This is a genomic window from Acidovorax sp. SUPP3434, from assembly GCF_030159015.1.
Taxonomy (GTDB): Bacteria; Pseudomonadota; Gammaproteobacteria; order Burkholderiales; family Burkholderiaceae_C; genus Paracidovorax.
In genome coordinates this window covers 191,198-216,597 of record NZ_BQXL01000006.1, presented here as the reverse complement: position 1 = coordinate 216,597, position 25,400 = coordinate 191,198, and the positions used below count along the sequence as shown (strand labels likewise).

The 25,400-nt window shown below is 68.8% G+C and carries 18 protein-coding genes; 7 read left to right on the top strand and 11 right to left on the bottom strand.

Annotation, left to right across the window (positions count from 1 at the left end; genetic code table 11):
* Nucleotides 1–124: 124 nt before the first annotated feature.
* From AVKW3434_RS12535 to AVKW3434_RS12525, 3 genes are all read left to right on the top strand, one after another.
* Complete coding sequence (locus AVKW3434_RS12535; protein ID WP_272568206.1) at nucleotides 125–1,654, top strand: GGDEF domain-containing protein; 1,530 nt, start codon at nucleotides 125–127, stop codon at nucleotides 1,652–1,654.
* Between the two features lie 70 nt (nucleotides 1,655–1,724).
* Nucleotides 1,725–3,347 carry an alkaline phosphatase D family protein gene (locus AVKW3434_RS12530; protein ID WP_284406095.1) on the top strand — a complete coding sequence of 541 codons (1,623 nt, stop codon included), beginning with the start codon at nucleotides 1,725–1,727 and terminating at the stop codon, nucleotides 3,345–3,347.
* A gap of 176 nt (nucleotides 3,348–3,523) precedes the next feature.
* Nucleotides 3,524–5,353, top strand: coding sequence for a gamma-glutamyltransferase family protein (locus AVKW3434_RS12525; RefSeq protein WP_284406094.1), 1,830 nt, complete (start codon nucleotides 3,524–3,526; stop codon nucleotides 5,351–5,353).
* Between the two features lie 78 nt (nucleotides 5,354–5,431).
* Here AVKW3434_RS12525 and AVKW3434_RS12520 read toward each other — a convergent pair whose 3' ends face one another.
* The 7 genes from AVKW3434_RS12520 to AVKW3434_RS12490 form a co-directional block, all read right to left on the bottom strand.
* Entirely contained in the window at nucleotides 5,432–5,857 is a 426-nt protein-coding gene (locus AVKW3434_RS12520; protein WP_272568201.1) for a cupin domain-containing protein, read from the bottom strand.
* A 217-nt stretch (nucleotides 5,858–6,074) separates the two neighbouring features.
* Complete coding sequence (locus AVKW3434_RS12515) at nucleotides 6,075–6,821, bottom strand: transporter substrate-binding domain-containing protein (protein ID WP_284406093.1); 747 nt, start codon at nucleotides 6,819–6,821, stop codon at nucleotides 6,075–6,077.
* An 89-nt stretch (nucleotides 6,822–6,910) separates the two neighbouring features.
* A complete protein-coding gene (locus AVKW3434_RS12510; RefSeq protein ID WP_284406092.1) occupies nucleotides 6,911–7,693 on the bottom strand; it encodes an EAL domain-containing protein in 783 nt (260 codons plus the stop codon).
* A gap of 270 nt (nucleotides 7,694–7,963) precedes the next feature.
* Entirely contained in the window at nucleotides 7,964–9,664 is a 1,701-nt protein-coding gene (locus AVKW3434_RS12505) for a multicopper oxidase family protein (protein ID WP_284406091.1), read from the bottom strand.
* Between the two features lie 9 nt (nucleotides 9,665–9,673).
* A complete protein-coding gene (locus tag AVKW3434_RS12500; protein WP_284406090.1) occupies nucleotides 9,674–10,759 on the bottom strand; it encodes an RCC1 domain-containing protein in 1,086 nt (361 codons plus the stop codon).
* Between the two features lie 17 nt (nucleotides 10,760–10,776).
* The gene (locus AVKW3434_RS12495) at nucleotides 10,777–10,935 is read right to left on the bottom strand and encodes a hypothetical protein (RefSeq protein ID WP_284406089.1); all 159 of its coding nucleotides are present in this window, start codon (nucleotides 10,933–10,935) and stop codon (nucleotides 10,777–10,779) included.
* A gap of 26 nt (nucleotides 10,936–10,961) precedes the next feature.
* Complete coding sequence (locus AVKW3434_RS12490) at nucleotides 10,962–13,214, bottom strand: Lcl C-terminal domain-containing protein (RefSeq protein ID WP_284406088.1); 2,253 nt, start codon at nucleotides 13,212–13,214, stop codon at nucleotides 10,962–10,964.
* Between the two features lie 415 nt (nucleotides 13,215–13,629).
* On the opposite strand from AVKW3434_RS12490, the gene AVKW3434_RS12485 reads away from it, so the two are divergent.
* The 4 genes from AVKW3434_RS12485 to AVKW3434_RS12470 all read left to right on the top strand — a co-directional run bounded on the left by AVKW3434_RS12485 (nucleotide 13,630) and on the right by AVKW3434_RS12470 (nucleotide 21,354).
* Nucleotides 13,630–14,577 carry a helix-turn-helix domain-containing protein gene (locus AVKW3434_RS12485; protein WP_284406087.1) on the top strand — a complete coding sequence of 316 codons (948 nt, stop codon included), beginning with the start codon at nucleotides 13,630–13,632 and terminating at the stop codon, nucleotides 14,575–14,577.
* A 54-nt stretch (nucleotides 14,578–14,631) separates the two neighbouring features.
* Nucleotides 14,632–16,626, top strand: coding sequence for a DNA primase (dnaG, locus tag AVKW3434_RS12480; protein ID WP_284406086.1), 1,995 nt, complete (start codon nucleotides 14,632–14,634; stop codon nucleotides 16,624–16,626).
* Between the two features lie 254 nt (nucleotides 16,627–16,880).
* A complete protein-coding gene (gene rpoD / locus AVKW3434_RS12475; RefSeq protein WP_284402516.1) occupies nucleotides 16,881–19,247 on the top strand; it encodes an RNA polymerase sigma factor RpoD in 2,367 nt (788 codons plus the stop codon).
* A 439-nt stretch (nucleotides 19,248–19,686) separates the two neighbouring features.
* Entirely contained in the window at nucleotides 19,687–21,354 is a 1,668-nt protein-coding gene (locus tag AVKW3434_RS12470) for a methyl-accepting chemotaxis protein (RefSeq protein ID WP_284406085.1), read from the top strand.
* A 19-nt stretch (nucleotides 21,355–21,373) separates the two neighbouring features.
* On the opposite strand, the gene AVKW3434_RS12465 is transcribed toward AVKW3434_RS12470, so the two are convergent.
* From AVKW3434_RS12465 to AVKW3434_RS12450, 4 genes are all read right to left on the bottom strand, one after another.
* Entirely contained in the window at nucleotides 21,374–22,273 is a 900-nt protein-coding gene (locus AVKW3434_RS12465; RefSeq protein ID WP_284406084.1) for a LysR substrate-binding domain-containing protein, read from the bottom strand.
* Nucleotides 22,274–22,530: 257 nt separating this feature from the next.
* On the bottom strand, nucleotides 22,531–23,697 hold the full coding sequence (locus AVKW3434_RS12460) for a mandelate racemase/muconate lactonizing enzyme family protein (protein ID WP_284406083.1): 1,167 nt from the start codon (nucleotides 23,695–23,697) through the stop codon (nucleotides 22,531–22,533).
* Between the two features lie 28 nt (nucleotides 23,698–23,725).
* The gene (locus AVKW3434_RS12455; protein WP_284406082.1) at nucleotides 23,726–24,445 is read right to left on the bottom strand and encodes an SDR family NAD(P)-dependent oxidoreductase; all 720 of its coding nucleotides are present in this window, start codon (nucleotides 24,443–24,445) and stop codon (nucleotides 23,726–23,728) included.
* A complete protein-coding gene (locus AVKW3434_RS12450) occupies nucleotides 24,435–25,400 on the bottom strand; it encodes a Bug family tripartite tricarboxylate transporter substrate binding protein (RefSeq protein WP_272568184.1) in 966 nt (321 codons plus the stop codon). The genes AVKW3434_RS12455 and AVKW3434_RS12450 overlap by 11 nt, the downstream gene beginning before the upstream one ends.

Sequence of the window (25,400 nt, the reverse complement as noted above, 5' to 3'; positions counted from 1 at the left end):
TTCACCCCGTTCACCCAGGCCGGTGGTGCGCGGGGCCGGCGTTGCACGGATGCCTTGCGGGCGCCTGTTCAAGCCGTGCGCCGTCTGTCACACTCGCGCATCTTTGCCTTTCCGTGCACGCCAGATGGCCGACCGCCCCCCTTCAGAAATCGCGCGAGAAACCCTCAAGCAGCTGGCCGCGCGCCGTTTGGCGCCCACGCCCGACAACTACCAGGCGCTCTACGACGAGATCGCCGGCAACCCCAGCCCCACCGCCTTTCCAGAAGGCCCCCTGCGCCACATCCTGCGCGTGCTGCCCGGGCAGACGCCGGCGCAAAAGCGCCTGCTGGGCCTGTTCGAATCCGCCATCGACAACACCGACTGGGCACAGTTGCAGAGCGTGCTGGTGGGCTACGCGAACCTCGGCCTGGCCAGCGTGGCCGCACCGGCCGCCGCGGCGGCGGAACCCTCGGCCGCCACGCACCTGCCCGAGGAACTGACCGAGCAGCTCGCCCGCCTGATCGACAACACCCTGCCTGCGCTGGGCGAAGACGATGCCCGCGTTCATGAACTGGCCGCGCAGCTGACCAACTTCCTGCGCCAGCCCTCGCCCCCGGTCTCGACCTTCGGCCTGATGCTGAACAACTTCAGCTATCGGCTCTCGTTCGCCACCGAGGACCAGGCGGCCATCCGCGCCAGCCTGCTCGAACTGCTGCACATGCTGTTCGAGAACATCGCCGTGCTGAGCCAGGACGACCGCTGGCTGCAGGGCCAGGTCGAGGCGCTGATGGCCGCCTCCACGCCGCCGCTCACGCTGCGCCGGCTGGACGAGGTGCAGCGGCGCCTGAAGGACGTGATCTTCAAGCAGACGGAGGCCAAGGAGCGCACCGTGCAGGCGCAGGAACAGATGAAGGAGCTGCTGGCCACCTTCATCGAGCGGCTGGTGCAGATCACCGCCTCCAGCAGCACCTACCACGACAAGATGGAGCACTGCGCCGAGCGCATCGGCCAGGCCAACAGCCTGCAGGAGATCACCCCGCTGCTCGAGGAGGTGATGAGCGCCACGCGCGCCATGGCCCTGGACAGCCGGGTGGCGCGCGACGAGCTGCAGGACCTGCGCGCGCGCTCCGATGCGCGCCATGCCGAGATCGCCAAGCTGCAGGAAGAGCTGGACCGCGCCAGCGCCCAGGCCCGGCACGACCCGCTCACCGGCTCGCTCAACCGCAAGGGCCTGGACGAGGTGATGGAGCGCGAGATCGCCCGCGCCACGCGCAACGGCTCGCCCCTGTGCGTGGCCCTGCTGGACGTGGACAACTTCAAACTCATCAACGACCGCCTGGGCCACACGGCCGGCGACGAGGCGCTGGTGCACCTGGCCGGCGTCACGCGCGAGGTGATGCGCCCGCAAGACATGCTGGCGCGCTACGGCGGCGAGGAATTCGTGTTGGTGCTGCCCGACACCGACCTGGACCAGGGCGTGGAAGCCATGAAGCGGCTGCAGCGCGAGCTGACCACGCGCTACTTCCTGAAGGACCGCGAGAAGGTACTCATCACCTTCAGCGCCGGCGTGGCGCAGATGGCCGAGCAGGAGGGCAGCACGGAAGCCATCCGCCGGGCCGACCAGGGCATGTACCTGGCCAAGCGCGCGGGCAAGAACCGGGTGATGGCCGCCTGAGCCCCTCCCGGGCGGCTGTTTCAGCGCGCCCGGCCTGACGGCTTCCCGCTCGCGCACTGCAACCCTTCCCATGACGCAAACACCCCTGCTCTCGCGCCGGGCACTGCTGCAACGGGCCGCCTGGGCCGCAGGCGTGGCCGCCTGGCCCCGCTGGGCCGGGGCAGGCACCGCAGCGCTGCGGCACGACCCGTTCACGCTGGGCGTGGCCAGCGGCGACCCCTCGCCCGATGGGATGGTGCTGTGGACGCGTCTCGTGCCCGCCGAACCCGGCGCATGGAACCGCCCGATCGCCGTGCGGTGGGAGGTGGCGCACGACGACGCGTTTCGCCGCATCGTGCAGTGCGGTACGGCCACCGCCCTGCCGGAGTTCGCGCACAGCGTGCATGTCGAGCTGCAGGGGCTGGCCCCGGGGCGCTGGTACCACTACCGCTTTCTGCAGGGCGACGCCGTCAGCACCACCGGCCGCACGCGCACCGCGCCGGCCGCCGGGGATGTGGCGCCGGGCCTGCGCATCGCCTTCGCGTCGTGCCAGCGGTGGGAGCACGGCCACTACGCCGCCTGGGCCGACGTGTGCCGCCAGTCGCCCGACCTGGTGCTGTTCCTGGGCGACTACATCTACGAATACGCCAGCCCCAAGGACCCGGCCGGGCTGGCGCGCGTGCACGGCCTGCGCCTGGCGCACACGCTGGCCGACTACCGCGACCGCTACGCGCTGCACAAGAGCGACCCGTCGCTGCAGGCGGCCCACGCGCTGTGCCCCTGGGCCACGACCTGGGACGACCACGAGGTGCAGAACGACTACGCCGGCACCCACGGCCGCGGCGACGCCGCCGACTTCCTGGCGATGCGCACGGCGGCATGGCAGGCCTTCTACGAACACACGCCACTGCGGGCCGCGAGCCTGGCGGCCAGCGGGTTCGGCGCGCTGCAGGTGTACCGCGCGCTGCCATGGGGGCGGCTGGCGACCATCCACCTGCTGGATGCGCGCCAGTTCCGCGACCGCCAGGCCTGCCGCGCGGAAGGCAGCAGCGGCGCGGGCGCCGTGCGGCCCGGCGACTGCGCCGAGTTGCAGGCGCCCGGGCGCAGCTTCCTGGGCGCGGCGCAGGAGCGCTGGCTGGATGCCGGCCTGGCCGCCGATGCGCGCGGCGGCGGCGTGGGAAGCGCCATCGGCGACGGCACCCGCTGGAGCGTGATCGCGCAGCAGACGCTGTTCTCGCCGCGTCACTACCCCTCGGGCGTGCAATCGACCGACAGCTGGGACGGCTACCCGGCCGCACGCCAGCGGCTGCTGCAGTCGGTGGCCCGGCATGCGCCGCGCAACACGGTGCTGCTGGGGGGTGACATCCACCAGAACTACGTCTGCAACGTGATGGCGCCGACCGACGGGGCCGCGCCGGCCGAGTCCCCGTTGGCCCCCGCGGCCCGCGTGCTGGCCAGCGAGTTCTGCGGCACCTCGATCAGCTCGCGCTCGGGCACCACGCAGGACAAGGTGGACGCCATCGCCCGCCACAACCCGCACGTGCTGCTGGCGCGCTGCGACCTGCGCGGCTGGGGGCTGGCCGAGGTCACGCCCCGGCGCTGGACCACCACGCTGCGCACCGTGGACGACCCGCTGCGGGCCGACAGCGGAGCCTCCACCCTGGCCCGCTTCGTGGTGGAAGACGGTCGCCCCGGACCCGTGCGCGACCTCTGATTTGCTACAAAATAGATAGCAAAATGCCCTAGTATTGATTGCGCTGGAGGCCAAAAAGACCAAAGACTCCCAACGCAGGGGCCACCCACGCGCGCCGGTTCGGTAGCGGGGTGTAACACCCGCAGGCCAGGCCTGCACCCCGCATTACCATGGCGCCCACCACACAGGGAGACTCCATGATCCAAAAGCACCTGCCCGCCGTCCGGCTGGCCGCCCTCGCTGCCACCGCCCTGCTCGCGGCCTGCGGCACCAGCCCCCGCCTGAACTACACCCTGCCCGACCAGCCCGAAGGCGCGTCCGGCTATACCGAGAAGCCCGGCTGGGCGACGCAGAAGTTCGCCGTGGCGGCCGCCAACCCGCTGGCCACCGATGCGGGCTACCAGGTGCTCAAGGCCGGCGGCTCGGCGATCGATGCCGCCATCGCGGTGCAGATGGTGCTGTCGCTGGTCGAGCCGCAGTCGAGCGGCATCGGCGGCGGCGCGTTCCTGCTGCACTCGGCGGGCAGCCGCGTCGAGGCCTACGACGGCCGCGAGACGGCGCCGGCCGCCGCCACCGATAACCTCTTTCTCGGCCCCGACGGCAAGCCCGTGCCTTTCTACGACGGCGTGGTGGGCGGCCGCTCGGTGGGTACACCCGGCGCGGTGCGCATGCTGGAGCTGGCGCACAAGGAGCACGGCAAGCTGCCATGGGCATCGCTGTTCCAGCCGGCCATCCAACTGGCCGAGAACGGCTTCAAGGTGAGCCCGCGCCTGAACACGCTGCTGGCCAACGAAAAGTACCTGGCCCAGGACCCGGCCGCGCGCGCCTATTTCTTCGACACGGCGGGCCAGCCCTGGCCCGTGGGCCATGTGCTCAGGAACCCCGAGCTGGCCGCCGTGCTGAAAGGCATCGCGAACAACGGCTCCAAGGCGCTGCTGGAGGGCGAGGTGGCGCAGGCCATCGTCGCCAAGGTGCAGGGCCACCCGACCAACCCCGGGCGCCTGGCGCTGGCCGACCTGGCCGGCTACCAGCCCAGGAAGCGCGAGGCGCTGTGCACGGACTACCAGGTGGCCTCCAAGGACTTTCGCCTGTGCGGCTTTCCGCCGCCCAGCTCGGGCGCGATCGCCGTGGGGCAGATCCTGGGCATCCTGAAGAACACCGACGCCAACACGATGGCGCTGCAGGAAGGCCCCAAGGGCGCGGGCGACTGGTTGCCCAGTGCCGACTGGCTCTACCTGTACAACGAGGCCTCGCGCCTGGCCTTCGCCGACCGCGGCCTCTACGTGGCCGACCCCGACTTCGTGCAACCGCCGGGCGGCAGCTGGAGCACCCTGCTCGCCCCCGCCTACCTCGCCCAGCGCGCCCAACTGATCGGCCCGCAGAGCATGAAGGTGGCGCAGCCCGGCAACCCCGGCGCGGTCCAAACCAGCCATGCGCCCATGCCCGACCAGATCGAACACGGCACCAGCCACATCAGCGTCGTCGATGCCTTCGGCAACGCGGTGGCGATGACGACCACCATCGAAGACCAGTTCGGCTCGCGCCAGATGGTCAAGGGCTTCCTGCTGAACAACGAGCTGACCGATTTCAGCTTCGCGCCCAAGGACGCGCAGGGCCAGCCCATCGCCAACCGCGTGGAGCCCGGCAAGCGCCCGCGCTCGTCGATGGCGCCCACGCTGGTGTTCGACAAGCAGACCGGCCAGGTGGTGATGAGCGGCGGCAGCCCGGGCGGTGCGCTCATCATCCACTACACGGCCAAGACGCTCTATGGCATCTTCAACTGGGGGCTGATGCCGCAGCAGGCGATCAACCTGCCCAATTTCGGCTCGCTCAATGGCCCGACGATGCTGGAGGAAAACCGCTTCCCGCCGGCCACGTTGGAGGCGCTGCGCGCCCGCGGCGCCGAGGTGCGCGAGATGAACATGACCAGCGGCCTGCAGGCCATCACCCGCGCCGAGGTGCACGGGCAGCCGATGTGGCTGGGCGGCGCCGACCCGCGCCGCGAAGGCGTGGTGATGGGGGACTGAGCGCCCGCCACCCCAAAAAAGAGCACCCTGCGGGTGCTCTTGGGCGTTGCGGCCCGGGGCTGGCCGCCGCGCCAGCGCCTACTGCTCGGCGATCACGTCCAGGAACACCAGCGGCTCGGTGCCAGTGTTGGTCAGCCCGTGCGATTCGCCCTTGCGCACAATGGTCACGTCGCCCGGCTTCACGGCCACGTCCACGCCGTCCTTGTCCTTGAAGGTGCCGCGGCCCGAGACGATGACGTAGGTGTCCTCGTTGCTGGTGTGCTTGTGGTAGCCGATGGAGTCACCCGGCTGCAGCGTGAGCCAGCTGATCTCCTTGATGGCCTGGTCCTTGAGCGCCTTGTCGCGGGTGAAGGCGTATTCGCCGGCCAGCGTGCCCTTGCCGCCGCCGGCGCCCTCCTTGTTGGCTTTCAGCAGCGCCTCCTTGGGGTACACCTCGGCCGACGCCGTCGATGCCACTCCCACCAGGGCGAATGCGGCGGCCAGCAGGCGGAACGTTTTTTTCATGGGTTGTCTCCTTTGGAATGGTCGGATGGCAGCGCGGGCCGCCGCAGCATGCCGCGGCCCGCCCGGTGCCGATGCGATCTTATGCGCGGCCCCGCGCGCACCGCACCGGCCAGCACCCCGGCGGGGCCCTGCGAAGCAGGCTTGGTATCAAAACAGGCCCCAGCACAATCAACACTAGGGCATATCGCTATTAAAACAATAGCATCGAATCACCGCCTCAAGCCGGGGCCTGGGCCGGCGCCACGGAGGCGCCCTGGATGCCGTGCCGCTCCAGCGCGGCCTGCACGAAGCCGCTGGCCTTGGCCTCCTCCACGAAGGCATGGAGCACGCCCGCCGCGGCCGCGCCCCGGCCCTTGGGCAGCCCCATGGCCTGCTGGATGACCATGAAGCGGCCCGGCAGCAGGCGCAGGCCGCCGCCCAGGCGCTGCGCATCGGCCTGCAGCTGCTGCTTGACGCCCGCGGCCACGTCGGCGCCTTCGGCCAGGAAGGTCTCCACGACGGCGGGCGACGTGGGGGCGCGCACCAGGGTGGCGGCCTTCATCTCGCGGCTCAGGTAGAGGTCGTAGGCGCTGCCCTTGCCGACCACCACCCGGTGTCCGGGCCGGTCCACGGCCTCGTTGTCGCGCAGCGGTGAATCGTCCCGCACCAGGTAGCAGCCTTCGATGAGCACATACGGCGCGGTGAACGCGATGCCGGCGCCGCGCAGCGGGTCCACGGCGAAGAAGCCCACATCGGCCTGCTCCTGCGTGACGGCCTCGACCGATCGGCCGGCCGCATCGAACACGGCGAAGGCGATCGGCACGCCCAGGCGCTCGGCCAGGGCCCGCGCCAGATCGACGGACACGCCGGACGGGTCCGCCCCCGGCGCGCCGGCCTTGGCCAAAATGGGGTTGCCCAGGTTGATGGAGGCGCGCAGCACCCCGGCGGGTGCAAAGGCCTGGAGGACGGCGGGATCGATGGACATGCGGCGAAGGACGGGGGGGTTGAACGAAGGCCGAGCATCTTCCAGCCAGAGCGCCGTGTAAACCCCCGCCGCCGCCTGGCGGCGCAGCGTCAGGCGCCGGCGTCCTGCGGCCAGCGCACAGGCGGCAGGGCCTGCAGCGCGGGCCGGGCGAACAGGTAGCCCTGGAACAGGTGGATGCCCAAGCCGCGCAAGGTGTGCAGCTCGGCATCGGTTTCGACGCCTTCGGCCAGGGCCTGCACGCCCAGGTCATCGCACAGGCCCACGATGCTGCGCACGATGGCTTGCCGGACCGGATGGCGGTCGACGCCGCGCACCAGGGCCATGTCGATCTTCAGCAGATCGGGCTGGAAGTCGGCCAGCAGGCTCAGGCCCGCGTAGCCCGCGCCGAAATCGTCGATCGCGCTCAGGAAGCCGTGGCGGCGGTAGGCGTGCAGGATGCCCTGCAGGTGCGCCTTGTCCAGCAGGTTCTCGCGCTCGGCGATCTCGAAGATGATGCGCTCGGTGGGAAAGCCGCAGCGCTGCGCGGCCTGCAGCGTGGCGCGGATGCAGGCCTCCGGCTGGTACACGGCGTTGGGCAGGAAGTTGATGCTCAGCCGGCAGGGCATGCCCAGTGCCGCGGCCAGCTCCACGGCCTTCACGCGGCAGGCCTGGTCGAAGGCGTAGAGGTTCTGCTCGGTCACCCGATCCAGGATGCTCTGGGCCGAGCTGCCGTCCAGCCCCCGCACCAGCGCCTCGTAGGCGTAGACGCTGCGGTCGCGCAAATCGACGATGGGCTGGAACGCCATGGTGAACTCGAAGTCCAGCGCCTGGCCATCGCGGCAGGCGGCGCAGGCGGGCGAAGAGGCGGCGTGGGGGGAGGCGGGCAGATTCATGACAGCGATGGGCCACGGGCAATGGCGGGGCGACGATCGACTCGACAAGCTTACGCCCATTCGGCGGCACCCCGGTCCCACACGCGTCCCGTGCGCCACCAGGACACCAGCCATTGCTGCCCCATCAGGCCCCAGCGCGCGCACGACGCCGGGGCCCGGCGCACCGCACCGGGCCCCTCGCCGCGCTCTTCTTCTCTCCCCTCTCTCTCTTGGTTCCTGTGGCTCCGCGTCTGCTTTCGCCCGTGTTCGCTCGCTCGTGTTCGTCGCCTGTCACGCCACCACGTGCACCAGTTGCATCATTCCCAGGTCTTCGTGGTCGAGCGCATGGCAGTGCCACACGAACTGGCCGTGGAAGTCGGTGAAACGCATGCGGAAGGTGATGCTGCCCATCGGCGGCACCGGCAGCGTGTCGGCCCAGTACGGATCGACCGGCTCGCCGTTGACCCGGACCACATAGCTGTCGTTGACGTGGATGTGGAACGGGTGCGGGTAGCGGTTGAGGTTCTGGATGGTCCATTCCTCCACCGCGCCCAGCGCCACCGTCTGCGTGGCCGTGAGCGACGACTGGAACGGCGACAGCCGGGCCTGCGGCGAGGCATCGCCGGACGAGAACACGGTGTCGGTGAAGCCGTCGACGCCGTCCGACAGCGGGATGAACCAGCCCTCCCCCGCCGGAATGGGCTGGGCCAGGCGCTCGCTCGTCTTGGACAGCACGGCCAGCACCAGGCTGCGCTGCTTGCCGCCATGGGCCGCCAGTTCCTCATCGGTGATGGGCAGGTGCTCGGCATAGCGCGGCAGGCGCGCGGGCTGGGGCAGCGGGGTGGACAGCGGCGTGCCCTCCACCACGATGCGCGCGACGATCTCGTCCTGCGCCTCGCTCGACGGCGCCTTGACCGAACGCAGGTAGTAAGTGCCAGGCACGTCGCTGGCCTTCACCACGATCGAATGGCGGTTGCCGGGGTACAGCGCGTTGCCGGGCCAGTGGGCGTTGTCGAATTGGTCCGAGGTGGCCGCGTTGATGGGCTTGAAGCGGCGGTTGAACACGTTGCCGTCCTTGGCATACGCCCAGAGCGTGTGGCCGTCCAGCACGGGGTTGAACGGGTAGAACGAAGCCGTGTTGACGAAGTGCCACTGCTGCACCTCGCCCGGCCGCATCACGATGGTGGGCTGGTAGGCGCCGTTGAGCAAAAAACCCGACGACGCGGTGCGGATGGAGTCGTAGAACGATTCCGTTTTGCCGTCGTCGGTCAGGTTGACCTTGTGCACGTGGATCGCGCGCTCGCGGATGTCCGGCGTGTCGATGAAGGTGTCCTTGGGGTCGTGGATGAGGATGGCGCCGAACATGCCGCTGGAGACCTGCACGTTGGACGACCCGTGCAGATGGGGGTGGTACCAATAGATGCCGTTGGTGTGGTCGGCCGGGATGGCCACCTCGTGCTGGCGGCTGGCCCCCGGCAGCACGCCGGCCTCGGCCATGTCCACCACGTAGTCGCCGAACACGCCGGGGCGGATCTCCCGCGGATCGACGTGCAGGCCGTGGAAATGCAGGTTGGTGCTGTTCTGGTGGTTGAGGTAGTCCAGCGAGGACTGGCCCTTCACGTTGGCCGGCAGTTCGTTCACCAGCCGGATGCGCAGCGTGTCGCCGGGCTGCAGGTGCAGCGTGGGCGCCATGTACTGGCCGTTGAAGCTGCGCAGCGCGGTCTGCACCGTGCGGGCCACGCCCGGATAGGCCGGCGGCTGCGATCCCGCGATGCGCAGCGGCTGCGCGCCGTAGCGGGCGAACAGGTCCAGGCTGAGTTGGCCGCCGGACGACGTCAGCGCGGCGGGTTCGGGCAGCGTGTCCGCCGTGGCGCCGGAGGCGCTGCCGCCGCAGCCGGCCAGCGGGGCAACCACCGAGCCCAGGGAGAGCCCGAACATCCACTGCAGGCTGGCGCGGCGCGTCGGCTCCGGGGTCGAGAAAGAATCGGTCATGGCGGGCCTTCAGGCGAATGCGATGGGATGGGGACGGACCTGCACGGCGGTGGACGGAAACGCCCCGCAGGCGGACGAGCGGTTGTCGCCCCAGGCGAGCAGCCCGGTGCCGGTGCGCGCCAGCACGTGGCCCGATCCGGCCGCCAGTTGCAGCACGCCGCGCAGCGCCGGCACCCGCAGCGGCTTGGCGGAAAAGGCCATGCCGTCCCGCGCGAGCTGCCCCATGCCGTTCCAACCCCACGCGAACACATCGCCCTGGCGCGACAGCGCCACGGTGTAGAACATGCCCGCATCCACCTGCGCCACGGCAAAGCCGGTGCGCACCCGCACGGGCCGGGCGAAATAGCGGGCCTCGCCGCCGCCCGCCTGCCCGTACTGATTGGAGCCCCAGGCCCACAGCCCGCCTTGCGCGTCCACCGCGAAGCTGTGCGTGTCGCCCGCGGCCACCTGCACGATGCGCCCGGGCAGGTCCACCCGCACCGGCACGGCGGATTCAGTCAGTGCCCCGTTGCCGAGCTGGCCGGCTGCGTTGGCCCCCCAGGCCCAGACGCGTCCGGCACGGTCCAGCGCCAGCACGTGCGCATGGCCAGGCGCCAGGTGCGCGATGGCGCCCAAGCCTTCGATGGCCTGCGGGCCGGATTCGCGCGACGCCGTCACGCGGCCCAATTGCCCGTAGGCCGCCATGCCCCAGGAGCGCACCGTGCCGTCGGCTTGCAGCGCGAATGCGGCGGCCTCGGTCTGCGCCACCTGGACCACGGGGGACGGCAGGCCCGACACGCCCACGCGGTCGGCGCCGTGATCCGGCGACACCACGGGCCGGCAGGCCACCACGGCGCCGCCCTGGCGCACGGCCAGCGTGTGGGAATGCCCGTCGTGCACCGCGGTGAACGGCAGCCCGGGGTTCAGCCACTGGGGCTGCGGCTGCGCGTAGCGGTTGTGGCCGATCTCGGTGGGGCTGGACGTGCACAGCTCACCTGGATAGCCGGGTGGCAGTTGGGCGCCGAGCCGCTTGACGCCGCCCCAGCCGTAGGCCGCACCGTCTGAGGCGAGGGCGATGGACCGGTCGCGGCCGGCACTGATGGTGAGAAATGGCATGGATGGCGCCTCGCGGGTCAGGGCAGCAGCACGAGGTAGGCGAACCCTTCGGCACCGCCGATCGTGGCCTTGATCTGGATCTGCTTTTTCGATGTGGGGGCCTGGGACACCGTCACGTGGCCGGAGGGGCTGATCTGCACGCCGGAATCGCTCGGGTTGCACGACCAGACGGCCATGTCCTTGTCGACGGCGGCCCCTGAACTCAGGACGCCCCGGATGCTGAGGTCGTACGAGAACGGGGATTGCTTGGTGATCTTCGTGGCCGGGGACAGCAACAGCGCTTGAGCACCGGCACCGGCGCGCTCTGGTTGCCGTAGAGGATGGCCTTGCCTTCGAGCCGGCCCGATTGCCCGGGCTGGTCCGACAGGTACCAGGGCAGTTCGGCCTTGATCGTGTAGGCACGTGGCGTGCGCTCCTGGCTGCGCAGCTGCACCAGGCCACTGGTGCCTTCGTGGTTGGACACGTGCACGTCCGATGCGTGTTCGCCCTCGACGCTCCAGATGGCATCCTGGGTCACGTCCTTCCATTCGCCGCTGTCGGAATAGCGCACCAGCGCCCAACCCTGCGCCGTGTCGGCCGTGGATTTGAAACCTTCGTAGAACTCGACCTTGAACTCCACGGGAACGGGCGGCGTGCGCACGTACAGCACCGGCATGGTCCAAGGCACAGGTGGCTGCGAGGAGCCGTATTGGGTATAGCACTTGCCGTCGCCACGGCAGAATTTGATGCGGATGTTTTCCTCGTCGCCGTTGTAGAGGTTCATCACCAGCGTGCGCAGTTCGTAGTCCGACTGGCCCCAGTGGCGATCGCGCCGCGTGTAGGCGTTGCGGGTGACGATGTAGCCCGGGCCGAGGATCTTGTACGGCCTGGACCCCGCCTGCCCCAGGTCGGCGAAATGCCGGTAATGGGTGGTGCCGTCCTGCTGGTACGACTGCGGCTTGAAGCCGAAATACCGCATGACTTGAGGCGTCGCAGCCGACTGTTCGCCGGAAGGCAGCCGATGGCGCACGGCGTTCGACGGTATCAGGCTCTGCAGTTCGGTGATGCTGGGCAGGCGCCAGGGATTGCCCGCGCTCGCCGGGTCGGCCATCAGCCCTTCCAGACCGTCGTACTCGAACATCTCCGGTTTCCACATCAGGCCGGTGTCGCGGTCCAGGATGCTGCCGTCGGCGAAGGGCTTGAGCCCGTTGGGGTACATCAGCCGCTGGCGCTTGAGGTGAATGTGGTACTCGTCCAGGTGCCGCTCCGCCTTGTCCAGCTGCGGCGGATCGCCCGCATGGGCGGCCTCGACCTTGAGGTTCAGCGCCTGGGCCTGCAGTGCGCGCGCCTGGTTGAAGGCGTTGAACAGCAGGTCGTCATAGGCCGTTCCGGCGCGGCCCGAATAGAACTTGGGGTGGTCGTCCAGCAGCAGGCGGATCAGCCCCTTGGCATCGGCACCGGAGCCCACCTGGTTGTCGTGCAGTTGGGTCAGCACCAGGCTTTCATTCACGGACTTGACGAATTGCTCCTGAAGCTGGTCGGCCGTCGGCGGCGCATCCCCCGCTGCGCTGGCCAGCAACTCGGTCTTGTCCTGCACGAACGCCTTCAATACCTCCAGCGCCGTCAGGCGGGCGATGTAGGCCGTGGACCGCGGCACCTTGTCGATCGCCTCGCTCAGCCGCTTGATCTCGGCCGTGATCGCCTGCAGTTGCTTGGCGGTGGTGTCCTCTCCTTCACCCAGCCCCAGTTCGTTCAGGAAGCTGTTGATCCCGCTGACCCGCATGAGCCAGCCTTTGACCTTGCCGCCGGCCCAGTCCTTGAAGTTGCCGGACAAGCCATCCACCAGGTCCTTGATGGTGGCGTCGGGGCTTTTGTCGGCGCCCAGCAGGCCGGCCGCGCTCCGTCCGAAGCGCTGGACGGAGACCGTGGCGTCGATGCCGTCCGCCACCTGCCATGCCAGCGCCTGCGTGCCGCCCGCGCCGCGCGCGGCCTGGTGGAAGTGGTCCGCATCGAACCGGTCGCGGTCCAGGCTGAAGCCCAGAGTCCCCACGGGAAGGTCGGGCGGCAGCCCCAGCGACTCCAGCACGCGTGCCTGGGCCCGCGCCAGCGCCATCCCTGGCTGCGTGGCGAGGTAGGCATCCACCAGCGTGGAGATCGGCGACAGCACGACCGCCGTGCCGGAGCGGTAGTCCTCGAGCCGGGCGGCCAGGTGCAGGCCGTCCCCCAAGTCCAGGACGAGGCGCAGGCCGCCCTGCGCCGCGTGCACCAGCACCGTGGCATGGCCGTCGAAGGCCGTCTCCACCAGCGTCTGGCCGCCCGCGCCGAAGACCGTGAGCGTGCCCTGGCCCGGGCCGCCCGGCTCGGCATGGACCGGCACCGACAGCGCATGGGGTGCAGGGCCGAGTCCGCCTTCGCCGCAGCTTCGGACGAGGTCAAGATGCTGCAGGGGGTCGAGGGGGCTGTCCACAGGGTGCATAAATTGTGTCCGGCAGGCCGGTCCATTGGGGTGATGACGCAGTTTTTTCGCCCGGAATCGGGCAGCAGGCCTCCCGCCCACCGGTGCATCGTGACGTTTCGCCCCGGCCGTTTCAACCCGCTGATCCAGTGGGGATTTCCATCCCACGCCGCGGCCAGAGCCCTCCGTACGGGCAATTGAGACGGGCGGCCATGCCAGGCCCAACGGGTGAGACGCGGGGTCCATTTCGACCCTGTTCGGCGCGCAGGGTTTTTTTCGCGACCTGTCGCGCGTGCACTACATTTCGAGTGGAAACACACAGAAAGCAACAGACCGCCGAAGGGAATTCATGGCAAACAAGATCCGTCCGGCTTCCGATTCCCATCCACCCCGCCGCCATGCTGCGCTCGCCAGTCCGCACGTCCCAGGGACCCTGGTGGAGGTCTCCACTGACCCCATCCCCTCAGGCGAGCGCCTCGACTTCTGGCGGGAATCGGTACTCAGCCGCATGCGCCCCGAATCCGACGTGCCGGACGGGGCGGCGTTCGGCGGGCGGTTGCGGCGCATCGTCGGCCAGGGGGCCGATCTGGTCGAGCACGCGAGCGAGGCCGTGCATGCCGTGCGCACCGAGGCCATGTGTCGCCGGGACGGCGCGGACGACATCAGCCTGTCGCTGATGGTGGAGTGCGACTGGGCCACCCAGGAAAACCACGGAGCGCAGCAGATCTCGGCCGGCATGCTCTACCTCGTGGACTACGCCCGGCCCGTGGAGATCCGGCGCTCCCGCCACCGCGACATGTCCCTCATCGTGTCGCGCAAGACCATCCACGACACCCTGGGCCCCGGTTTCGCCCTGCCCGACCAGCTGCCGCAGCGCCCGGGCCTGGGCAGCGTGCTGCAGACCCTGATGGCCGCCACCTGGCGCGAGGCGCCGCGCATGGGAATCGACGAACGCACCGTGGCGCTGAAAGCCTGCACCGACATGGCCCTGGCCCTGCTGCAGACATCGCAGAAAGCCGGCCTGCAGGCCGATGCCGGCCGCTTCGACGACAGCCTGTACCGGGCGGCCTGGGGCCTGGTGCGGCGCCACTGCGGCGACCCGGCCTTCGGTGCCGAGCGGCTGGCGGTGCTGCTGGAATGCTCCCGTGCATCGCTGTACCGCCTGTTCGCACGCCACGGCGAGGGCGTGGCGGCGGCCATCTGGAGCGCCCGGCTGGAGGCCGCATGGCAGCAGATCACCGCGACCGCGGGGGCCGGCACCGAGCGGCCCAGCCTCTCGGAGATCGCGCTGCGGTGCGGGTTTTCGGACCCCTCCACCTTCCAGCGCATGTTCAAGCGCCGTTTCGGCCTCAGCCCGCGCGAGGCGCGCCACCAGGCGAACTGACCCGCGGGCCGACCGGCGGGTGCCGGCACCGGCGCGTTGGGGGACAATCGCCGGGTGTCCATCCCCCAGTCGTTCATCCAGGAATTGCTCGCCCGCGTCGATGTGGTCGACATCGTCGGCCGCTACGTGCAACTCAAGAAGGGCGGCGCCAACTTCATGGGGCTGTGCCCCTTCCACGGGGAAAAATCGCCCTCGTTCAGCGTCAGCCCCTCCAAGCAGTTCTACCACTGCTTCGGCTGCGGCAAGAACGGCAACGCCATCAGCTTCCTCATGGAGCACGCCGGCATGGGCTTCGTGGAGGCCGTGCAGGACCTGGCCCAGCAAGTGGGCCTGCAGGTGCCGCAGGACGACGTTTCGCCCCAGCAGCGCGAGCGCGCCGCCGCCCAGCGGCAAAAGCAGGCCACGCTGACGGATGTGCTCGAGAAAGCGGGCGAATCCTTTCGCAAGCACCTCAAGGATTCGCCGCGCGCGGTGGGCTACTTCAAGGGGCGCGGCGTCTCCGGCACGGTCGCCAAGCGCTACGGCCTGGGCTACGCGCCCGAGGGCTGGCGCAATCTGGCCAGCGTGTTTCCCGAGTACGACAGCCCCCTGCTGGCCGAGAGCGGCCTGGTGATCGTGAACGAGGAGGACGACAAGCGCTACGACCGCTTCCGCGACCGCGTGATGTTCCCGATCCGCAACGTGAAGGGCGAGTGCATCGGCTTCGGCGGGCGCGTGCTGGGCGACGACAAGCCCAAGTACCTCAACTCGCCGGAAACGCCCGTGTTCCACAAGGGCCGCGAACTCTACGGCCTGTTCGAGGCGCGCACCGCCATCCGCGAGCACGGCTACGTGCTGGTCACGGAAGGCTACATGGACGTGGTGGCGCTGGCGCAGCTCGGCTTCCCGAACGCCGTGGCCACGCTGGGCACGGCCTGCACGCCCGACCACGTGCACAAGCTTTTCCGCTTCACCGAAACCGTGGTGTTCAGCTTCGACGGCGACGCGGCCGGGCGGCGCGCGGCGCGCAAGGCGCTCGACGGCGCCCTGCCCTACGCCACCGACACGCGCAGCGTGAAGTTCCTGTTCCTGCCGGCCGAGCACGACCCCGACAGCTTCATCCGCGAACATGGCACCGACGCCTTCGCCCGCCACGTGGGCGAGGCGCTGCCGCTCAGCCGCTTCCTTTTGGAGGCGGCCCGCGAGAACTGCGACCTGGGCACCGCCGAAGGCCGGGCCCACATGGTGAGCAATGCGCGGCCGCTGTGGTCCGCCCTGCCCGACGGCGCGCTCAAGCGGCAGTTGCTGACCGAACTGGCCGAGCTGGGCCAGCTCGACGCACGCGACCTGTCCGACCTGTGGAACCAGGCCGCGGCACAGGACGCGAGCCGCCAGGGCGGTGGCGCGCACCGCGCGGCGCCCGGTGGCGCGCCCCCGCCCGCCTACGCCGACGAACCACCCTGGGGCGCCTCGGCGCAGGACGCCGCCTGGGCCCCGGCCGGCGAACCGCCCGGCGGCGGCCAGGGCTATGCCGCCAAACCGTTTCGCAAAAACAACGGCGACTGGAAAGGCAAGGGCCGCTGGAAGAAGGAGGACGAGCGCCCCATCCAGCCGCGCCTGCCCCGCACCCCGGCAGCGAGCCGCACGGACCACGCGGTGCGGCTTCTGCTGTCGCACATGGAGTTCCTGGAAGACCTGGCCCACGAGGACCATGCGGTGCTGTGCGCCCAGGCGGCACCGCACGGGCCGCTGTTCACCTGGCTGGAAGGCCAGTTGCACGAGCACGGTCCGCTGGCCTGGGCCGTGCTGCGCAAGAGCCTGCGCGGGCACGAATGCGAGGGGCTGGCAGAGCGTGTGATGACCGGCTCGCACGCCCAGACCGAGGGCGACGTGCAGGAACTGCGGGCCGAGCTGCGCGACCTGCTCGACCGCATGCTCATCGAGGAGCTCAAGCGCCAGCAAAACGAGCTCATCCTGCTGGCAGCGCGCGACCCGGCGGCTCTGGCGCAATACCAAGCGCTGGAGCAGCGGCTCAAGGCATTGCGCGGAATTTCGCTCAAGCCGGCTTGAAATTCCCCTGGGCCGCTATAATGTAGGGTTCATCGGCAAGAGCGACAGCAGCACCTCCGGGCCGGGCAACCGTGACACACACGCACGACCGCCCTTCACACCGCAAGGACTGCACACCAAATGTTCGCCCACACATCTTGCCCCTGAGGGTCGCTCCCTCGAACCGCGAAGGCTCCGGCCTTTGCCGTGCCACCCGCGCCGGGATCCATGGCGCTTGCGTTTTCTTTGTGTCCGTTTTTGATCCTGAGGTGTCCATGCCTGCTCAAAAGTCCGCGAAGTCGCCCAAGTCCGCCCCAGGCACCGCCGCGAAGGCCGCTTCCAAACCTGCTGCCAAAGCCGCAACGACCGAGCCCAAGAAGGCCCTGGCCGCCGCTGCTCCAGCCGCCAAGAAAGTCCATACCGTGCCCGTGAACAAGTCCTCTGACAAGGCCGAAGCCTCCGAAGAAACCAAGAAGCCCGCCCGCGCCAAGGCCGCCGTGGCCTCCGCTGACGACGAAACGCCCAAGAAGCGCCCCGGCCGCCCGGCCAAGGCCGCCGGCGCCGCCGCAGCCGACAAGGCCCCTGCCAAGCGGGGCCGCAAGCCCAAGGCCGGCGCGGACGACGATGCGGTGGGCGACGACGCCGACCTGTCCGACATCGAGGCTGACCTCGAAGGCGAACCCGAAGCCGAAGCCACCCCCACGGCCACGGTCGAGAAGGTCAAGCCCCTTCGCATGAAGATCAGCAAGGCGAAGGAACGCGCCTTGATGAAGGAATTCGGTCTGGACGAGACCGTCCTGTCCGAGGAAGACCTGGCCAAGCGCCGCTCGCGCCTGAAGACCCTGATCACCCTGGGCAAGACGCGCGGCTACCTGACGCAAGTCGAAATCTCCGACCACTTGCCCGACAAGCTGGTCGATGCCGAGACGATGGAAGTCGTGGTCACGATGCTCAACGACATGGGTGTGGCCGTGTACGAGCAGACGCCCGATGCCGAGACCCTGTTCCAGAACAACGTGACGCCCACTGCGGCGACTGTCGAGGAAGCGGAAGAAGAAGCCGAAGCGGCCTTGTCCACCGTGGACAGCGAATTCGGCCGCACCACCGACCCCGTGCGCATGTACATGCGCGAAATGGGTACGGTGGAGCTGCTGACCCGCGAAGGCGAAATCGAAATCGCCAAGCGCATCGAAGGCGGCCTGCAGGCCATGATGGAGGCGATCAGCGCATCGCCCGCCACCATCGCCGAGATCCTGAACATGGGCGAAGAGATTCGCGAGGGCAAGGTCGTCATCTCCACCATCGTGGACGGCTTCTCCAACCCCAATGAAGCCGACGACTACGTGGCCGAAGAAGACTTCGACGAATTCGACGAAGAGGACGACGACGACGGCAAGGGCGGCTCCAAGGCGCTGACCAAGAAGCTCGAAGAACTCAAGCGCGAAGCCCTGTCCCGCTTCGACACCATGCGCGACCTGTTCGAGAAGGTCCACAAGATCTACGACAAGGAAGGCTACGGCACGCCCGCGTACATGAAGGCCCAGCAGGCCCTGTCGGCCGAGCTGATGACCATCCGCTTCACCGCCAAGACCATCGAGAAGCTGTGCGACATGGTGCGCGGCCAGGTGGACGACGTGCGCAAGAAGGAGCGCGAGCTGCGCCGCATCATCGTGGACAAGTGCGGCATGCCGCAGGAAACCTTCATCAAGGAATTCCCGCCCAACCTGCTGAACCTGAAGTGGGTGGAAAAGCAGGCGGCGTCCGGCAAGCCCTGGAGCACCGTGCTGCAGCGCAACATTCCGCCGGTGCAGGAACTGCAGCAGCGCCTGATGGACCTGCAGGCGCGCGTGGTGGTGCCGCTGCCCGAGCTCAAGGACATCAACAAGCGCATGAACGAGGGCGAATCGTCCTCGCGCGATGCCAAGAAGGAAATGATCGAGGCCAACCTGCGCCTGGTGATCTCCATCGCCAAGAAGTACACGAACCGCGGCCTGCAGTTCCTGGACCTGATCCAGGAAGGCAACATCGGCCTGATGAAGGCCGTGGACAAGTTCGAATACCGCCGCGGCTACAAATTCTCGACCTACGCCACGTGGTGGATCCGCCAGGCCATCACGCGCTCGATCGCCGACCAGGCGCGCACCATCCGCATTCCGGTGCACATGATCGAGACGATCAACAAGATGAACCGCATCTCGCGCCAGCATCTGCAGGAGTTCGGCTTCGAGCCCGATGCGTCCATCCTGGCGGCCAAGATGGAGATTCCGGAAGACAAGATCCGCAAGATCATGAAGATCGCCAAGGAGCCGATCTCCATGGAAACGCCGATCGGCGACGACGACGACAGCCACCTGGGCGATTTCATCGAGGACGGCGCCAACACCGCCCCGATCGACGCCGCCATGCAGGCCGGCCTGCGCGATGTGGTCAAGGACATCCTGGACGGCCTCACGCCGCGCGAGGCCAAGGTGCTGCGCATGCGCTTCGGCATCGAGATGTCCACCGACCACACGCTGGAAGAGGTCGGCAAGCAGTTCGACGTGACGCGCGAGCGCATCCGCCAGATAGAAGCCAAGGCATTGCGCAAGCTCAAGCACCCCAGCCGCAGCGACAAGCTGCGCAGCTTCATCGACTCGCTGTAATCAGCCCGCCGCCGCCCCCTGGGCCGCGTCCATCGAAAAGCCTGCCCCCGCCTTGCGGGAGCAGGCTTTTTTCATGGCTGGACGTTTTCGCGAAAGCACCCCTTGGCCCGCACGGGAAAGAGCCCCACCACCCTTCGGAAGATGGCCGGCCGCCACATGCGGCGTTTGGCGAGACATGCGAAATTGGCACGTGTTGCTTTCCAAAATTTCGCTTTGGATTTGAAAATCTGAAACATAGACTTACGAACGACATTGCACTGCCAGCAAGTTTCCACGCAGATGGACAGGGAGGGAGGGTAGAAGCCGAAGCGGCTGACCCATGGGGCGAACCGCACGCCGCAAGAGGAAAGCATTGAAGTGCGCGCCACCTGCAACTCCGCCCCGGCACTTGCGGGTGGCGCATTTTTTTCTGCCCACCAAGAAAGAAAGAGCCACTTCCATGAACCACCGATTCTTCGGAAACCTGCGCATCGGCCCCCGCATCACGCTCGCATTTCTTTCCACGATCGTGTTGCTGCTCCTCGTGGCCGGCATCTCCATGTCGGCCCTGAGCAACGTCAATCAGGCGCTGACGCTGGTGACCAAGGACTATTACGTCAAGGTCCGGCTGCTGAACGAGATTTCCGACGAGGTCGATCAGCAGGCCCGCTACGTGCGCAACCTGGTGATCTTCGATGACGCAACCCAGCGGGCGCAGGAGATCAAGGGCATCGAAGGCAGCCGCGAACTCATCACCGGCATGTACGCCAAGCTCACGCCCACGGTGCAAAGCGATATGGGCAAGCGGTTGCTCGCAGACACGCAGGAGCAGCGATCCGCCTATGTGAAGGACGTGGACGCCTTCCTTTCGCTGATCCGCGCAGGCCAGACCGAGGAAGCCAAGGGCCTGCTGGCCAACACGCTGCGGCGCAACCAGCTGGCCTACATGGCAGCGATCGACAAGATGTCCGATCACCAGCAATTGCAGATGGACCAGGCCAGCGACGGCGCGGACCGCGAGGTGAAGACGGGCTTTCAGCTCATCATCGCCATCGCGTGCGCGGCAGTGGCCGTGTCGTTCGTGCTGGGCTGGCTCATCACGCGATCCATCACCCGGCCCATCGGGCGCGCGGTGCAGATCGCCGAGACCGTGGCGGCGGGCGACCTGACGTCGCACATCGAGGCGAACAGCAAGGACGAGGTGGGCCAGTTGCTCAACGCGCTGCAGCGCATGAACGCCAGCCTGGTGCAGATCGTGGGCAACGTGCGCACGAGCGCCGACTCCATCGCCACCGGGTCGGTGCAGATCGCCAATGGCAACGCCGACCTGAGCCAGCGCACCGAGGAGCAGGCCAGCAACCTGGAGGAGACCGCGGCGTCGATGGAAGAGCTGACCTCCACCGTGCAGCAGAACGCCGACTCGGCCCGCCGCGCGCACCAGCTGGCCTCCGGCGCCTCGGCCGTGGCCACGCAGGGTGGCTCGGTGGTGGGCAACGTCGTGTCCACCATGCAGGACATCCAGCAGAGTTCCGGCCGCATGGCAGAGATCATCGGGGTGATCGACGGCATCGCCTTCCAGACCAACATCCTGGCGCTGAACGCCGCGGTGGAAGCGGCCCGCGCGGGTGAGCAAGGGCGCGGCTTCGCAGTGGTGGCCAGCGAGGTGCGGTCGCTCGCGGGGCGCTCGGCGGAGGCCGCCAAGGAGATCAAGGCGATGATCGAAGCCAGCGTGTCGCGCGTGAGCACCGGCAGCGATCTCGTGGCCCAGGCCGGACGCACCATGGACGAGGTGGTGGCGCAGGTCACACAGGTGTCCACGCTGCTGTCGGAGATCAGTGCGGCCAGCGCCGAGCAATCGAGCGGCATCAACCAGGTGGGCGATGCGGTGCAGCAACTGGACCAGGTCACGCAGCAGAACGCCGCGCTGGTGGAGGAGAGCGCCGCTGCGGCCGACAGCCTGAAGTTCCAGGCCGAATCGCTTTCGCGCATGGTGGCCCAGTTCCGCCTGCCGGGCGACACCGATGCCGGCACGGCCGGAACCCCGGCAACCCCCGTCCGCAGCAGCAGCCGCACTGGCGCACTGCCGGCGCCCGCGCAGCGGCTGATCGGCTCGTCGGGCGCCTACTGAACCAGCCCGCAACCGGAGATCAGCAGCCGAGCTCGCGCACCTGGAAGTAATCCCGGGCCAGGTCCAGCCAAGCGCGCGCCGCGGGCGTGTGCGGCACGCCGCGGCGCCAGGCCAGCGTGAAGTGCCAGATGGAGGGCAGATCGTCCACATCGAGATAGCGCACGCCGGGGTGCTTGCTCCAGCGCGTGATGGCGCGCGGCAGCAGCATCACGCCCAGCTGCTGCGCCACCAGCTGCACCATGAAATCGACCTGCCCCGTGCCCATCACCGACACGCGGGGTCGCACGCCCTGCCGCGCACAGGCCTGCAGCAGGGCCTGGTTCACGGTGGTGCCCTCCTCGAACAGGATGAGCGGCCATTGCGCCAGGTCCGCGAGCGAAATGCGCGTGGTGCCGGCGGGCACGAAGGCCTGCGGCACCAGGGCCACCACGGGCTCGGTGCGCACATGCTGCCAGTCGAAGTCGTGCGCGGCGGGCGCCACCAGGGCCGCCAGATCCACCTCGCCCGCGCGCAGCTGCGATTCCAGGCGGTCGAGCGGCTCGACCACCATGGCCACGTCGATGGCCGGAAAGCGCTGCCGGAACTCTGTGAACAGCCCCGCGTAGTATGCGCTGGTGCCCATGCGGGGAAAGCCGATGCGCAGGCTTCCGCGCTGCACCTGCTGCATTTCAGCCAGCTCGCCCTCCAGCCCGCGCATCTCATGCAGGATGTTCACCGCGCGGCGCAGCAGCAGATCGCCCGCAGCGGTGAGGCCCTTGCCGCGCCCCGTGCGCGCGAGCAGTTGCACGCCCATTTCGGATTCGAGTCCCTTCATCGCCTTGCTGACCGCCGACTGCGTGGCGCACACCACCTTGGCCGCTTCGGCGAAGCTGCCGTGTTTGGCGATTTCCACGAAAAGGCGCAGGGTCTTGATGTCCATGGGGATGGATGAGCACGAAGGACATGAGAAAACCGACGATACAAGCAAATGCCGACCCATCACAGGGCCCCGGCCAGCATAAGGCCCCCCGCACGCCCCGCGCCACCCCCCATGGCAAACGCCCGGCATCGCAGGGCGAGGCCGGGCGTCGGAGCGATGCCGCCAGGGCAACGGTTCTGGTCAAAAAGGCCTGTAGCGCATATCTTACTAGGGCATATTGCTCATATTTTTATAGCAACCGCCCCACTGCATTCTTCTCAGGAAGCCAGGGCTCGCATCTCCGCGATCAGGTCGGATTTGCCCTCGAACCCGATGCCCGGCAACGGTGGCAACGTGACGTAACCGTTTTCCACCTTCACGCCGTCCGGGAAGCCGCCATAGGGCTGGAACAGATCGGGGTAGCTTTCGTTGCCGCCCAGGCCCAGGCCCGCCGCGATGGCCAGCGACATCTGGTGGCCGCCGTGGGGGATGCAGCGGCTGGGGGACCAGCCATGGTCCTTGAGCATGTCCAGCGTGCGCAGGTATTCGACCAGCCCGTAGCTCAAAGCGCAGTCGAACTGCAGCCAGTCGCGGTCCTTGTGCATGCCGCCGTGGCGGATGAGGTTGCGCGCGTCCTGCATCGAAAACAGGTTCTCGCCCGTGGCCATGGGGCCTTGGTACACCTCGCCCAGCTTGGCCTGCAGTTCGTAGTCGAGCGGGTCGCCGGCCTCTTCGTACCAGAACAGCGGGTACTGCGACAGGGCGCGGCCGTAGTCGATGGCGGTCGGCAGGTCGAACCGGCCGTTGGCATCCACCGCAAGCTGCTGGCCCGGGCCGAGGATCTTGAGCACCGACTCGATGCGCTCGCAGTCGTCGGCCAGCGAAGCCCCGCCGATCTTCATCTTGACCACCGAATAGCCGCGCGCCAGGTAGCTCTCCATTTCCTTGCGGAGGCCGTCCAGCCCCTTGCCGGGGTAGTAGTAGCCGCCGGCGGCATACACGAAGACGCGCGGGTCGGGCGTGCCGTTGCCGTAGCGTTCGGCCAGCAGCTGGTAGAGCGGCTGGCCGGCGATCTTGGCCACCGCGTCCCACACGGCCATGTCGATGGTGCCCACGGCCACCGAGCGCTCGCCGTGGCCGCCGGGCTTTTCGTTGATCATCATGCGGGCCCAGACCTTGTGCGGGTCGAGGTTCTCGCCGGTGCCGTCCACCAGCGTGGCGGGGTCGGCTTCGAGCACGCGGGGGATGAAGCGGTCGCGCATCAGCGCGCCCTGGCCGTAGCGGCCGTTGGAGTTGAAGCCGTAGCCGATCACCGGCTTGCCGTCGCGGACCACATCGGTGACCACTGCCACCAGGCTCAGGGTCATCTTCGAAAAGTCGATGTAGGCGTTGCGGATGTCGGATTTGATGGGCCGGGTGGATTCGACGATATCGACGATTTTCATGGTGCTTGGGTGGTTGAAAAAAGAAGGATCAGCGGGCGAGCGAGGAGCCCCCGCAGATGGCGATGTCCTGCCCCGTGATGGCCGCCGCCGGCGGCGACAGCAGGTAGCCCACGAGCGCGGCGATCTCGCCGGGCTCGATGAGGCGGCCGATGGGCGGCAGGCGCGGTGCGCTGCCGGCGCGGGCGGGGTCGTTCAGCATGCCGGTGCCGGTGGCGGTGGCTGCGGGCGAGACGACGTTCACCGTCACGCCCTGCCCCGCCACTTCGGCCGCCCAGCTGCGCGCCAGCGCGACCAGCGCCGCCTTGGTGGCCGCGTACTGGCCGCGCCCGGGCATGCCCTGCGCCACGCGGCTGCCGATGAACACCACCCGGCCGTTCCCACGTGCGGCCATGGCGGGCACGATGGCATCGGCCAGGCGCGTGGCGGCATCGACGTGCAGGCGCCACATCAACCCGCCGCCCGCGTGGTCCAGCTGGCCCAGCGGGCCCACGCGCAGCACACCCGCGGCATGCACCAGGGCCTGGACGGCCGGCAGCCCCGCGGCGGCACGGGCGATGTCTTCGCCATCGGTCAGATCGACGGCCACGGGCGTGAACGCGGCGTGTTCGATGGCCGGCGCGGCCACGTCCAGCCCGCTCACGTGCCAGCCCGCGGCCAGCAGCGACTCGGCGATGGCGCGACCGATGCCGCTGCTGCTGCCGGTGACGGCGGCATGGGCGCCTGTGGGCGGCGTGCCGTCATTCCGCACGGATGTTGCCCTCGGTCACGATCTTCTGGGAGCGCTCCATGTCGGCGCGCTGGAACTTGGCGAAGTCGTCCACGCTGCCCGGCGTGACGAGCAGGCCCTGGTCCTTGAGCTTCTGGGCCATGTCGCCGGCCAGGGCCTTGTTCACCTCGGCGTTCAGGCGCTGCACCAGCGCGGGCGGCGTCTTGGCCGGGGCCCACAGGCCGTACCAGCTATAGAACTCGAAGCCGGGAATGGTCTCGGCCACCGTGGGCACGTCGGGCAGGTTGGGCACGCGCTGGGCGGACGTCACGGCCACCACCTTCAGCATGCCGCTCTTGTGGTACTGGAGCGAGCCGAGGATGGGGTCGATGAAGCCGTCGATCTGCCCGCCGATCAGGTCCTGGAAGGCCGGCGCCGTGCCCTTGTAGGGCACGATGAGGTAGTCGATCTTGCCGGCCCGTTTCAGCAGCTCGGTCGAGAGATGCCCCGCCGAGCCGATGGAGCCCACGGCGAAGGTCATCTTGCCCGGGTGGCTCTTGGCGTAGCCCAGCAGGGATTTGATGTCGGTCACCGGCAGGTCCTTGTTGACCGCCACCGACAGGGGCGCCTTGGCCACCAGCGCCACGGGCGCGAAGTCCTGCGTGACGCTGAACGGCACCGATTTGAGCGTCATCGGCGCGGTCGTGAAGGTGGAGGCGCTGAACAGCAGCGTGTAGCCGTCCGCCGCAGCCTTGGCGACCGCGTCGCCGCCGATCACGCCGCTGCCGCCGGGCTTGTTGTCAATCACGAAGCTCTGCCCGGTCTGCTCGCCGAGCTTTTGCGCCAGCATGCGGCCCACGGCGTCCAGCGTGCCGCCCGGCGGGAACGGGATCACCACGCGCACCGGCTTGTTCGGGTAGGTCTGCGCGAAGCCGCTGGCGGCGGCAGTGAGCGCGAGGGCGCCGAGGACGGCGCGGAGGAATGGCTTGCGTTGCAT